This window comes from Azonexus hydrophilus (genome assembly GCF_001956855.1).
GTDB lineage: Bacteria > Pseudomonadota > Gammaproteobacteria > Burkholderiales > Rhodocyclaceae > Azonexus > Azonexus hydrophilus_A.
The window spans coordinates 282,146-294,760 of sequence record NZ_MTHD01000004.1 but is presented as its reverse complement, the minus strand read 5'-3'; the positions used below and the strand labels follow the sequence as shown (position 1 = coordinate 294,760).

Genomic DNA, 12,615 nt, shown 5'->3' with positions numbered 1-12,615 from the left:
TCCGCCGATGAATGTATTGTTTGAAGAAGACGGCGGCTTCAAGGCCGGCACCATCATGGCCGACAACGACAGCTCGTTGCAGGTTGAAATGCCGACCGGCAAGCGCAGCAAGATCAAGGCCGCAACCGTGTTGTTGCGCTTCGAGAAACCTTCCGCCGCGCACCTGCTCGAGCAGGCAACGCCGCTGGCTGAAGAAATCGAGGCCGATTTCCTGTGGGAGTGCGTCAGCGATGGCGAATTTTCGTTTCTGGATTTTGCCCGTGATTACTACGGACACGACCCCGCGCCGGTCGAAGCGACGGCGGTGCTGCTTGCCCTGCACGCCGCGCCTGTCTATTTCCACCGCAAAGGCAAGGGCCGCTTCCGCAAGGCGCCTGCCGACATTCTCGCAGCTGCTCTGGCCAATCTTGAAAAAAAGCGTCAGCAAGCGCTCGCGATGGAAGGCTGGCTCACCGAGCTGAAGGCATTCCGTCTGCCGCCGGAAATCGGCGCCCTGACCGACGCCCTGCTCTACGCGCCGGATCGCAACAAGCCGGAAACCAAGGCTTTCGAGACGGCCTGTGACGAAACCGGCCTGACCGCCGCGCAACTGCTGTTCAAATGCGGCGCGATCAAGTCGGCCTACCACCTGCACTACAAGCGTTTCCTGCACGAACAGTTCCCGAAGGGTTTGGCCTTCCCGGCGCTCGATGCGCCGAAGCTGCCGCGCGACCTGCCGCGTGCCGACGTGCGCGCCTTTTCGATCGACGATGCCAACACCACCGAGATCGATGATGCGCTGTCGGTCGTCCGGCTGCCCGGCATCGGCTCGCGCATCGGCATCCATATTGCCGCACCGGGCCTGGCCATCGAGCATGGCTCGCCGCTCGACGGTGTTGCCCGCACCCGCTTGTCCACGGTTTACATGCCGGGTAACAAGATCACCATGCTGCCCGACGCGGTCGTGCAGAACTACACGCTGGCCGGCGGCGTCGATTGCCCGGCGGTGTCGATCTATCTCACGGTCAACGAGCAATTCGAGGTGATTTCGCACGAGTCGCAACTGGAAATGGTGCATATCGCCGCCAATCTGCGTCATCACGAAGTCGAACCCTGGTTCAACGCCGAAACCATCAACGGACCGTTGCCCGACGAACCCTTCAAGGACGAACTGCTGCACCTGTGGCACTTTGCCAATGCCTGCGAAGGCCGGCGCGGGAAGCCGTCGGCGACGCAGGGCGTGAATGACTACAACTTCGCCATCGACGGCGATCTGGCCGATCCCGATGCCTGCCGCGTCGAGATCAGCGAGCGCAAGCGCGGCAGTCCGCTGGACAAGCTGGTCGCCGAACTGATGATCGTCGCCAACTCGACTTGGGGCGGCCTGCTCGCCGAAAAGAACATCGCCTGCCTGTACCGGGCGCAGACGCAGGGCAAGGTGCGCATGACCACCTCGCCGCTGCCACACGAAGGCCTCGGGGTGCCGCAATACGCATGGATGACGTCGCCGCTGCGCCGTTACTGCGACCTGGTAAACCAGTGGCAACTGATCGCCTGCCTGCGCGGCGAACCGCCGGCTTTCCCGCAGAAATCCGCCGAACTGTTCGCCGCGATGCGCGATTTCGAACTGACTTACGCCGCCTATGCCGATTTCCAGCGTTCGATGGAGCGTTACTGGTGCCTGCGCTGGCTGCAGCAGCATGAAATCGTCGAAATCGACGCAACGGTGCGCCGCGAGCAGCTGGTCAAGCTCGACCACCTGCCGCTGATCGCGCGCGTGCCTTCGGTGCCGGCCGACCTGTCGCCGGGGCAACGCCTGCGCCTGACCGTCGAGGCCATCGACCTGCTCGGACCGGAAGTCACGCTGCGCTTCGTCTCGCTGCTCGATGCCGCCGAGCCGGTGGAGGTCATGGAGGAAGAAACGCCGTGAAGCAGCGGCTGGCGCCAGTACCGAACGCCCCGGGCGATCGCCGACTGTGGCTGGCGATCGGCATTTCGCTGCTGGTGCATGGGCTGTTGCTCAGCCTGCATTTCGCCTTTCCCGAAGCGTCGAAGGTCGCCCGCGAAAAGGCGCTCGACATCATCCTCGTCAATGCCCGTTCGGCGCGCGCGCCGAGCGATGCGCAGGCGCTGGCGCAAGCCAATCTCGATGGCGGTGGCAATACCGACGAGAACCGTCGGGCGAAGACACCGCTGCCGCCAACCGCGCAGCAGGTGACCGGCAGCGATCTGCAGCAGATGCGGCGGCGGGTGCAGGAACTGGAAGCGGCGCAGCAGAAGATGCTGGCGCAGGCGCGCAGTCTGGCCCGGGTGGCCGCAGCCGAGACGCGCAGCGAGCAACCGGCGCCGGCGACGCCGCTGAGCGGGCTGGATCTTGCCGATGCAGCAAGGGCGATGGCCCGTCTCGAAGGTGAAATCAGCAAATCGGTCGATGAGTACAACAAGCGGCCACAGAAAAAATTCATTGGCGCCCGGACCAAAGAGTATGGTCTGGCAGCCTATTTCGACGCCTGGAAACAGAAGATCGAACGCATCGGCACGCTCAATTATCCGGAGCAGGCGCGCGGCAAGCTGTACGGACGCGTCGTCATCTTCGTCGAACTGAACGTCGAGGACGGCAGCATTTACAGTGCCGAGATATCCCGCTCGTCGGGACACAAGGTGCTCGATCAGGCGGCACTGCGCATCCTGCGCATGGCGGCCCCGTTCGGGCCGATTCCGCGCGAGGCGATGGGCGGTGCCTCGATCCTGTCCTTTGCCCGCGAATGGAACTTCGTCCCGGGCGATACGCTCGATACCAGCAATCGCTGACCATCATGCCTGATATCTACTGCGTCTTCGGCAACCCGATTGCCCACTCCAGATCCCCGGCCATTCATGCTGCTTTTGCCGCGTCGACCGGAGAAGATCTGTTGTACACCGCACGGCTGGCGCCGGTCGATGGCTTTGCCGCCGCCGTTGCCGCCTTCGTCGCCGAGGGCGGACGCGGTGCCAATGTCACCGTGCCGTTCAAGGAAGAGGCTTTCCGCCTGTGTGACGAACTGACGCCGCGGGCCGCACGGGCCGGTGCGGTCAACACGCTGAGCTTCGTCGCCGGCCGCATCCTGGGCGACAACACCGATGGTGCCGGGCTGGTTGCCGATATTGCCGGCAATCTCGGTTTTGCGCTGAGCGGCAGGCGCATCCTGCTGCTTGGTGCCGGTGGTGCCGCGCGTGGCGTCATCGAACCGCTGCTGGCCGGTGCGCCGGCGGCGCTGAGCATCGCCAATCGTAGCGCCGACAAGGCCGAGGCGCTGGCTGCCGCGTTTTCCGACATTGCTGCGGTCGACGCCGGTAATTTCGCAAAAATGGCCGGTAAAAGCTTTGATCTGGTCATCAACGCGACATCGGCGAGCCTGTCCGGCGACAGCCTGCCGTTGCCGCCGGGGATTTTCGCGCCGGGCGCGCTGGCCTACGACATGATGTACGGCAAGGGCGAGACGCCTTTCCTCAAACTGGCCCGCGAACAAGGCGCGGCGCGCTGCGCCGATGGCCTCGGCATGCTGGTCGGCCAGGCTGCCGAAGCCTTCGCCGTGTGGCGCGGCGTGCGCCCCGCGACCGGTCCGGTGCTGGCAATGCTGCGGGCAGCGCTCAGCGGATGAAGGCCGTCGGCCGCTGGTTCAAGTGGGGACTGCTCGGCCTGATTGCGCTGGGTTTCATCTGGCTGTTCTGGCTGGTCCTGTGGGTCATGTACTGGGGGTATTTCAATCCCGGGACGACGCGCTTCATGGAAATTCGGCTGGGCGAGTTGCGGGCAAAGAATCCGGACGCCGTGCTGCGCCAGCAGTGGGTCCCTTATCGGCAAATCTCGCTGCACCTGAAGCGGGCAATCATTGCTGCCGAGGATGCCAAGTTCGTCGATCATGAAGGCTTCGATTGGGAAGGCATCCAGAAAGCCATCGAAAAGAACCAGAAAAAGGGACGCTTTGTCGCCGGTGGTTCGACCATCAGTCAGCAACTGGCCAAGAACCTGTTCCTGAGTCCGAGCAAAACCTTCTGGCGCAAGGGCAACGAAGTGGTGATCACGCTGCTGCTGGAACATTTGTGGAGCAAGCAGCGCATCTTCGAGGTGTACCTGAATGTCATCGAGTGGGGTAATGGCGTTTTCGGCGCCGAAGCGGCTGCCCGCCATTACTTTGGCGTCAGCGCCGCTGGGTTGGGCCCGGCGCAGGCTGCGCGGCTGGCCGGGATGGTTCCCAATCCCCGCTTCTACGACCGCAACCGCAACGCCCCGGGACTGGGGCGCAAGACGGCGATCATCCTCGCCCGGATGCCGTCGGCGGTCGTGCCCTAGGGGAAATCCGCAGTAATTTGTCAGGAAGGCGACATCTGCCCGGTGCTAAAATGGGCCTCCATTTGCGGCGCTGCACCATGAGTGAAGACAACCAACTGACTGATGCCGAAGATCTGCAGGAGCGCCTCGCCGAGGTGCAGACCCTGCTCGCCCGGCACAAGCTGGTGGAAGATCTGGTGCACCGGCAGGAGGGGCCGCGCCACGATCTGGTCGAGGACATCGTGCACAAGCAGCATCTGCACGAGTTGCAGAACAAGCTGGAGCCGATGCACCCGGCCGACATCGCCTACATTCTCGAGGCTTTGCCGCCGGATGAGCGGCTGATCGTCTGGGATCTGGTCAAGGCCGAGCACGACGGCGAAATCCTGCTGGAAGTCTCCGACGCGGTGCGCGAAAGCCTGATCGAGTCGATGGCGCGCAACGAACTGGTGGCCGCCGCCGAAAGCCTCGATGCCGACGAACTGGCCGACCTGGCGCCCGATCTGCCGCAGAGCGTCATCGACGACGTCTTCCGCAGCCTGCCGGCCGACGAGCGCGAGCATCTGCGCGCGGCGATGTCCTATCCGGAAGAGTCGGTCGGCTCGATCATGGACTTCGACATGGTCACCGTGCGCGAGGATGTGACGCTGGAAGTCGTGCTGCGTTATCTGCGCCGTTTCGAAGAACTGCCCGATCACACCGACCAGTTGTTCGTCATCGATCGCGACGAGCGCCTGAAAGGTGTGCTGCCGCTGAACATCCTGCTGGTCAACGAAGTCGATGTCGAGGTTGGCAGTCTGATGCAGACCGATTTCGTCGAATTCGAACCGGACGACGAAGCCGAGGACGCGGCCAAGGCCTTCGAGCGCTACGACCTGGTGTCGGCGCCGGTGGTCGATGGCGATGGCAAGCTGCTCGGCCGGGTCACGGTGAACGATGTCGTCGACTACATCCGCGAGGAAGCCGAGCACGAGCAACTGGCGCATGCCGGTCTGCGCGAGGAAGAAGACATCTTCGCCTCGGTCTGGGATTCGGTGAAGAACCGCTGGGCCTGGCTGGCAGTCAATCTGGTCACGGCCTTTTTCGCGTCGCGCGTCATCGGCGCCTTCGAGGATTCAATCGAAAAGCTGGTTGCGCTGGCGGCACTGATGCCGATCGTCGCCGGCATCGGCGGCAACTCCGGCAACCAGACGATCACCATGATCGTGCGTGCCATCGCCATGGGCCAGGTGCAGCCGGATGCGATGCGTCGTCTGTTGCGCAAGGAATTGGGTGTGGCCACGATCAATGGCCTGCTCTGGGGCAGCCTGCTCGGGCTTGCCGCCTGGTGGCTGTATGGCAGTTACCAGCTGGGGATCGTGATGACGGCAGCGATGACGCTGAATCTGCTGCTGGCGGCTTCGGCCGGTGTCGGCATTCCGCTGATGCGGCAGAAATTCGGCGCCGATCCGGCCATCGGTGGCTCGGTGATGATCACCGCGCTGACCGATTCCGGTGGCTTCTTCATCTTTCTCGGACTGGCGACGCTGTTCCTGATGTGATCAGTGGGCGTCCGGGGTCAGCAGCTTGAGCCCGACGATGCCGGCGACGATCAGGCCGATGCTGACCAGCCGCGCAACTTCCCGCGACTCGCCGAACAGGTAGATGCCGAGGATGGCGGTGCCAACGGCGCCGATGCCGGTCCACACCGCGTAGGCGGTACCCAGCGGCAGCACTTTCAGCGACCAGCCGAGCAGCGCGACGCTGGCAACCATGGCGATCACCGTCCACACGCTCGGCCACAGCCGCGAAAAGCCCTCGGTATATTTCAGTCCGACCGCCCAGCCGATCTCGCACAGCCCGGCGATGGCGAGGATGATCCAGGCGACGCCGCTGCTCATTTGCTGCTCGCAAACCAGGCGTCGGCCGCTGCCACCGTCGCCGCGATATCGGCGTCGCTGTGCGCAGCGGAGACGAAACCGGCTTCGAAGGCCGACGGTGCGAAGTAATGGCCGGCGGCGATCATCGCGTGGAAGAAACGGTTGAAGGCTTCCTTGTCGCAGGCCAGCACCTCGTCGTAGGTGCCTGGGCAGCTGGCGGCGAAGTACAGGCCGAACATGCCGCCGACGTTCTGGGCGCTGAAGGCGACACCGTGCTTGCGGGCGGCAGCGACGAGACCGTCGCACAAGGCCTGGGTTTTTGCGGTCAACGCCTCGTAAAAGCCGTTTTTCCGGATCAGTTTCAGCGTCGCCAGGCCGGCGGCGGTGGCGATCGGGTTGCCGGACAGCGTGCCAGCCTGATAGACCGGGCCGAGCGGGGCGATCTGTTCCATGATCTCGCGCTTGCCGCCGAAAGCACCCATCGGCATGCCGCCGCCAACGATCTTGCCGAAGGTCGACAGGTCCGGCGTGATGCCGTACAGACCCTGGGCGCTGTGCAGGCCGACGCGGAAACCGGTCATCACTTCGTCAAAAATCAGCACGGCGCCGTGTTTTGCGGTCAACTCGCGCATTGCGTTCAAAAAGGCCTGGGTCGGTGCGATCAAGTTCATGTTGCCGACCACCGGTTCGACGATGACGGCGGCGATCCTGTCGCCATGTTGCGCGAACGCGTCGGCAAGTTGCTGCGGATCGTTGTAGGCGAGCACCATCGTGTGCTGTGCCAGGTCGGCCGGCACGCCGCCGGACGACGGGTTGCCGAAAGTCAGCGCACCCGAGCCGGCCTTCACCAGCAGCGAATCGGAATGGCCGTGGTAGCAGCCTTCGAACTTGATCAGTACGTCGCGGCCGGTGTAGCCGCGGGCCAGCCTGATGGCGCTCATCGTCGCTTCGGTACCGGACGAGACCAGGCGGACCATGTCCATCGACGGCACCATTTCGCACAGCAGGTCGGCGATCTCGACTTCGCGCTCGGTCGGCGCGCCGAACGACAGGCCGTCGACGACTGCGGCCTGGACGGCGGCGATGACCTCAGGGTGGGCGTGGCCGAGGATCATCGGACCCCAGGAGCCAACGTAGTCGGTGTACCACTTGCCGTCCGCATCCTGCACCTTGGCACCGGCCGCTTTTTGGAAGAACAGCGGCGTGCCGCCAACCGAGCGGAAGGCGCGTACCGGCGAATTGACGCCGCCGGGAATGTGGCGCTGGGCGCGTTCGAACAGTTGCTGGTTGCGTGAGCTCATGATTTCTTTCCCTCGAAAAGTGCCTGGTACTGGGCGGCGCGGGCAGTGATGTCGGACGCCGAGAAAAGGTCGGTGATGACCGCCAGCAGGTCGGTGCCGGCGGCGATCAACGGTGGTGCATTGGCGACGGTGATGCCGCCGATGGCACAGATTTTTGCGGTCAACGTGGTTTTTGCCCGAAAAAACAGGTCGACCGGCGCCGGCGCGGCCTCGGGCTTGGTCGGCGACGGGTACGCGGCACCGAAGGCGACGTAGTCGGCACCGATTTCCGCGGCGCTGACGGCAGTGTCGAAATCGGCGTAGCAGGAAGCGCCGAGCAGGCGCTGTGGGCCGAGAATGGCGCGGGCGACGCGCAGGTCGCCGTCGCCGCGGCCGAGGTGGACGCCGTCGGCGTCAACCAGCGTGCACAGCGCCAGATCGTCGTTGATCAGCAGGTGTGCGCCATGCTGTCGCGTCAGCTGGCGCAGCGCGTGGGCGCGAGCGACGCGCTCGGGCATGCTGCTCAGCTTGTCGCGGTACTGCACGAGGCGGCAGCCACCGGCCAGCGCAGCGCCGACTTGCGCCAGCAGCCGGGCGCCATCGACGCATTCGGGCGTGATCGCGTAGAGCCCGCGCAACTGCGTGCGCAATTCAGGCTGGTTCATCACCCTTGCCCTTGTCAGCATCGGCTTCGTCGTCGCGGGCCCAGAACATGCGATCGGGAATGAACTGTCCCATGCCTCCACGGAAGCCGTTCTTCAGTGATTGCCAGGTGAAGTCCTGGGCATCGCGCACCGCCTCCTCGACGCTGGCGCCACCGGCAATGCAGCCGGCAATCGCCGACGCCAGCGTGCAACCGGAGCCGTGGTAGCTGCCGGGAAGGCGTTCCCAGCGGTCGTGCCGGATGACGCCGCTCGCGCCGTACAGCGTGTTGACCACTTCCGGCGTGTTTTCGTGAGTGCCGGTAATCAGCACGTACTGCGCGCCCATCTCGATCAGGCGTTCGGCGCAGACGTCGAGCGACGGCTCGTTTTCGTCCTCGTCACTCTCGGCGAGTCGCCGTGCTTCGGGGGCGTTGGGGGTGATGATCGTGGTCTGCGGCAGCAGCATCTCGCGCATCGCGGCGATGATTTCCTCGCCGGACAGGTTGTCGCCGCGGCCGGAAGCGAGCACCGGGTCGAACACCAGCGGGATTTCCGGGTAGTCGGAGACGATCTCGGCCACCGCCAGCACATTCTCGACGCTGCCGAGCAGGCCGATCTTGAAGGCGACCACCGGCATGTCTTCGAGCACCGTGCGCGCCTGCTGCTCCAGCAGTTCGGCGGTGGTCGGCAGCAGGCTCTGGACGCCGGTGGTGTCCTGAACGGTCAGTGCGGTGACGGCGGTCAGCGGGTGGCAACCGAGGCTGGCCAGGGTCAGGATGTCGGCCTGGATGCCGGCGCCACTGGTCGGATCGCTGGCGGCGAAAACGAGAACCTGTGGCGGAGTTGCCGGTGTGGGCGTGGCAGTCTGCATGGGAGGGTCGCAGCGGATGCGGCGGAAGCGATGATTCGAATGCGCGATTCTATCCGATTACGGGATGCCGACGCCGATTTGTCCGGGTATGCTTGGCGACTTGCAGGTTGTGGATTGCTGCCGGTTCCGTAGTAAGATGACAGGCATATGCAAAGTGCGCCAAGAGACACTCAGGGGGCAGGGAATTGACTGATTTATCGAGACTGCGCGGCGTCCGTGTAATGGTCATCGACGACAGCAACACGATACGCCGTAGCGCCGAGATTTTTCTCGTGCAGGCGGGGTGTCAGGTTGTTCTTGCCGAAGACGGATTCGATGCCCTGGCAAAAATCGCCGATCATCAACCGGCTGTCGTTTTCTGCGACATCATGATGCCGCGTCTCGATGGTTACCAGACTTGCGCACTGATCAAGAAAAACCCGCGTTTCAAGGCCACTCCGGTGATCATGCTGTCCTCCAAGGACGGCTTGTTCGACCGGGCGCGCGGACGCATGGTCGGGTCGGACCAGTATCTGACCAAGCCCTTCACCAAGGATAGCCTGCTGCAAACGGTTGCCAGTTTTGCATTGCCGGTGGAAACGGAAATCAAACAGTAGTTCAGGGAGCAAGAATGCCCGTCAAGAATATTCTCGTCATTGACGATTCGCCGACCGAGCGCTTTTTCGCAGTCGATCTGCTGAGCAAGGCCGGTTATCTGGTGTCCACCGCCGAAAACGGCGAGGAAGGGATTGCCAAGGCCAAGGCCAGCAAACCCGACCTGATCCTGATGGATGTCGTCATGCCTGGCCTCAACGGCTACCAGGCGACCCGGACGCTGACCCGGGACGAGGAAACCAAGCACATCCCGGTCATCGTCTGCACGTCAAAGGGGCAGGAGACCGACAAGATCTGGGGCTTGCGTCAGGGCGCCGTTGATTACCTGGTCAAGCCGCTGAATCCGCAGGAACTCCTGCAGCGCATCGCTGCCCTGCCCTGACCGTCATGGCGCGCAAGAGCAGCCTGCGGGATTTCCAGACCTATCTGGCCGGTCGCCTCAGCGATGCCGCGCAGGGGCATGGTTCATCATCGTGGCTGGGGCTCGATGTCAGTGGTGAAGGCTGGCTGATCGACCTGTCCGACGGTGGCGAGATCGTGCAGGCACCGCAGCTGGCCTCTGTGCCGCTGACCCATCCGTGGTTTTCCGGGATCGCCAATGTGCGCGGCAATCTTTACGCAGTCAGCGATTTCGCGGCTTTTCTCGACAGCCCGCCGACGCCCCGCAATGCCAATGCCCGCCTGCTGCTGATCGGTGCGCGCCATGGATCGAACGCGGCCTTGCTGGTGTCGCGCATGCTGGGTTTGAAGAAGCCGGAAAATTTCACCGCAATGACTGCCGACGAGGCATTCCCTGCCTGGGGGCGGCAGCGCTTCGCCGACACCGACGGGCGGGTCTGGCGCAAGCTGGCCGTGCGCGAACTGCTGGCTGATCAGCGTTTCATGAATATCGGAATATAAAAGCGGATCCGCTCCGGCGGGTCCAAGTGGAGGTTAGAAATGGCTTTGAGCTTCAAATTCCCGAAATTCGGGGCATCGAAGAAGGACATGTCGCCGTTTACCGTGACCGGTGACGAGATGCCGGCAAAGCCTGCGGCATCTGCCGGGCCCACCTTCCTTTCCGGGAAGTCGGCGATCCAGCAGATGAAGATCCTAGGCGGGGTGTTCGTGGTCCTGTTGTTGATCATTGCCATCCTGGTCGCCCGGGACAATCGCGACTCGGCTCATGCCACGGCGTATGTGGCGGCCTCCGGCGAAATGCGCATGTTGTCCCAGCGCCTCGCCAAGGCGTCGTCGCTGGCGCTGCAGGGGAATCCCGTTGCCTTCGCCCAGCTCAAGGAGTCGCGTGCGACCTTCGGCGAGCTGATGGAAAAACTGACGCGCGGTGGTGAGCTCGGCAGCGTCAGCGTGCCGGCCTCTCCGGGCGCGGTGCAGACGCAGCTCGATGCCCTCAGCGGACGCTGGGCGCAGACCGACAAGGACGCCGAAACGGTGATCGGGCAGGAAAAGAACCTGATCGATCTGGGCAAGAACGTCGCCACCATCGATGACAACAATTCGGTGATGCTGGAACTGACCGAACAAGTCGCGGCGCTCAAGCTGCAGGCAGGGGCGACGGCACGCGAGATCGCGGCGGCCAACCAGCTGGTCATGCTGACTCAGCGGATCGCCAAGAACGCTTCAGCCCTTCTCGTCGGTGCCGAGATAAACCCGGAAGTGGCCTTCCTGCTGGGCAAGGACACCAACAATTTCCGCGACCTGATGCAGGGCCTGACCCGTGGTGTCAACGATGCCGATACGCGCAGCAAGGTCGAAGCGCTGGAAGCGGCATTCAAGGATTACGAGACGGCTATTTCCGGCATTCTCGGCAACATGCAGCCGCTGGTCCTGTCGAAGCAGGCCGGTTCGCGCATCTTCCGCGACAGCGAAGAACTGCTCAAGGCCACCGACGAACTGGCGCGTGGTTATCAGGACGCGATGAGCGGCCGGGCCTTGTTCGTTGTTGCGCTGGTCGTGTTGATCGCTGCGGCACTGGGTGTGCTGGTCATGCTGGTACGGGTCTATCTTGCCGATGCCGAAAGGCGTACGCAGGAGGTGGAAAAGCAGCGTCTGGGTTCGGAGCAGGTCAATCGTGAAAACCAGGACGCCATTCTGCGCCTGATGAACGAACTCGGCGATCTCGCCGACGGCGACCTGACCGTCACTGCGACCGTGTCCGAGAACATCACCGGCGCCATCGCCGACTCGATCAACTACACGATTGAAGAACTGCGCGTGCTGGTTGGCCGGATCAACGATGCGGCCAACCGGGTGACGGCGGCAACGGAAATTGCCCGCCAGACTTCGGCCGAACTGCTTGCGGCTGCCGAACGTCAGTCCAGCGAAATTCAGGAAGCCGGCCAGTCGGCGCTGGCCATGGCGCGGTCGATGAACGAGGTTTCGGGTAACGCGACACAGTCCGCCCAGGTGGCGAACCAGTCGCTGATGGCCGCCGAGAAGGGAACGCTGGCCGTGCAGGACTCGATCAAGGGCATGAACGAAATCCGCAACCAGATTCAGGAGACCTCGAAGCGGATCAAGCGCCTTGGCGAAAGCTCGCAGGAAATCGGTGAAATCGTCGAACTGATTTCCGACATTACCGAACAGACCAACGTGCTGGCCTTGAACGCAGCCATTCAGGCAGCCTCCGCCGGTGATGCCGGACGCGGCTTCACCGTCGTTGCGGAAGAAGTGCAACGACTGGCCGAGCGCTCCGGCGAAGCAACCAAGCAGATCGCGGCGATCGTCAAGACCATTCAGACCGATACGCAGGATGCCGTGTCCGCCATGGAGCAATCGACGCAGGGCGTGGTCGAGGGGGCGAAACTGTCCGATGCTGCCGGTCAGGCGCTGTCCGAGATTGGTCAGGTGTCGCGCAATCTGGCCGACCTGATCCAGAGCATTTCCAGCTCGACGCAGAGTCAGGCCAATTCCGCCACCAACGTTGCCCGGTTGATGCAGGACATCCTGCGTGTCACCGAGCAGACCACGGCCGGTACGCAGCGTACTGCCGAGGCGGTTGATGAACTTTCTGCCCTGGCTTCCGAACTGAAGGGTTCGGTTGCCGGTTTCAAGGTCGACTGACCCATAGACGCGA

General features: G+C 63.5%; 13 protein-coding genes. 9 read left to right on the top strand and 4 right to left on the bottom strand.

From position 1 onward, the window contains the following. Nucleotides 1-7: 7 nt before the first annotated feature. From BJN45_RS12690 to mgtE, 5 genes are all read left to right on the top strand, one after another. On the top strand, nt 8-1,909 hold the full coding sequence (locus BJN45_RS12690) for a ribonuclease catalytic domain-containing protein (RefSeq protein WP_076095785.1): 1,902 nt from the start codon (nt 8-10) through the stop codon (nt 1,907-1,909). Beyond that, on the top strand, nt 1,906-2,790 hold the full coding sequence (locus tag BJN45_RS12685; RefSeq protein ID WP_205750587.1) for a TonB family protein: 885 nt from the start codon (nt 1,906-1,908) through the stop codon (nt 2,788-2,790). Before BJN45_RS12690 ends, BJN45_RS12685 begins: the two co-directional genes overlap by 4 nt. Nucleotides 2,791-2,795: 5 nt before the next feature. Continuing rightward, nucleotides 2,796-3,620 carry a shikimate dehydrogenase gene (gene aroE / locus BJN45_RS12680; protein WP_076095783.1) on the top strand — a complete coding sequence of 275 codons (825 nt, stop codon included), beginning with the start codon at nt 2,796-2,798 and terminating at the stop codon, nt 3,618-3,620. After that, a complete protein-coding gene (gene mtgA, locus BJN45_RS12675) occupies nt 3,617-4,312 on the top strand; it encodes a monofunctional biosynthetic peptidoglycan transglycosylase (RefSeq protein ID WP_076095781.1) in 696 nt (231 codons plus the stop codon). The genes aroE and mtgA overlap by 4 nt, the downstream gene beginning before the upstream one ends. Before the next feature lie 77 nt (nt 4,313-4,389). Then, entirely contained in the window at nt 4,390-5,832 is a 1,443-nt protein-coding gene (gene mgtE, locus BJN45_RS12670) for a magnesium transporter (protein ID WP_076096117.1), read from the top strand. On the opposite strand, the gene sugE is transcribed toward mgtE, so the two are convergent. The 4 genes from sugE to thiD are packed head-to-tail and all read right to left on the bottom strand — an operon-like array spanning nt 5,833 to nt 8,945. Continuing rightward, complete coding sequence (gene sugE, locus BJN45_RS12665) at nt 5,833-6,171, bottom strand: quaternary ammonium compound efflux SMR transporter SugE (protein WP_076095780.1); 339 nt, start codon at nt 6,169-6,171, stop codon at nt 5,833-5,835. It lies immediately after the preceding gene. Beyond that, nucleotides 6,168-7,451 carry a glutamate-1-semialdehyde 2,1-aminomutase gene (hemL, locus tag BJN45_RS12660; RefSeq protein ID WP_076095778.1) on the bottom strand — a complete coding sequence of 428 codons (1,284 nt, stop codon included), beginning with the start codon at nt 7,449-7,451 and terminating at the stop codon, nt 6,168-6,170. The genes sugE and hemL overlap by 4 nt, the downstream gene beginning before the upstream one ends. Next, nucleotides 7,448-8,095, bottom strand: coding sequence for a thiamine phosphate synthase (gene thiE, locus BJN45_RS12655; protein ID WP_076095776.1), 648 nt, complete (start codon nt 8,093-8,095; stop codon nt 7,448-7,450). The genes hemL and thiE overlap by 4 nt, the downstream gene beginning before the upstream one ends. After that, nucleotides 8,082-8,945 carry a bifunctional hydroxymethylpyrimidine kinase/phosphomethylpyrimidine kinase gene (gene thiD / locus BJN45_RS12650; protein ID WP_076095773.1) on the bottom strand — a complete coding sequence of 288 codons (864 nt, stop codon included), beginning with the start codon at nt 8,943-8,945 and terminating at the stop codon, nt 8,082-8,084. The genes thiE and thiD overlap by 14 nt, the downstream gene beginning before the upstream one ends. A gap of 221 nt (nt 8,946-9,166) precedes the next feature. Here thiD and BJN45_RS12645 point away from each other — a divergent pair, with 221 nt between their 5' ends. From BJN45_RS12645 to BJN45_RS12630, 4 genes are read left to right on the top strand one after another with little or no spacing between them, the layout of a single operon-like run. Beyond that, nucleotides 9,167-9,541 (top strand): response regulator, encoded by a 375-nt coding sequence (locus tag BJN45_RS12645; RefSeq protein WP_076095771.1) that lies wholly within the window; start codon nt 9,167-9,169, stop codon nt 9,539-9,541. Nucleotides 9,542-9,555: 14 nt separating this feature from the next. Further along, the gene (locus BJN45_RS12640; RefSeq protein ID WP_076095769.1) at nt 9,556-9,921 is read left to right on the top strand and encodes a response regulator transcription factor; all 366 of its coding nucleotides are present in this window, start codon (nt 9,556-9,558) and stop codon (nt 9,919-9,921) included. 5 nt (nt 9,922-9,926) lie between these two features. Then, a complete protein-coding gene (locus tag BJN45_RS12635; protein WP_076095767.1) occupies nt 9,927-10,439 on the top strand; it encodes a chemotaxis protein CheW in 513 nt (170 codons plus the stop codon). Between the two features lie 39 nt (nt 10,440-10,478). Next, the gene (locus BJN45_RS12630) at nt 10,479-12,602 is read left to right on the top strand and encodes a methyl-accepting chemotaxis protein (RefSeq protein WP_076095765.1); all 2,124 of its coding nucleotides are present in this window, start codon (nt 10,479-10,481) and stop codon (nt 12,600-12,602) included. Nucleotides 12,603-12,615: the final 13 nt, after the last annotated feature.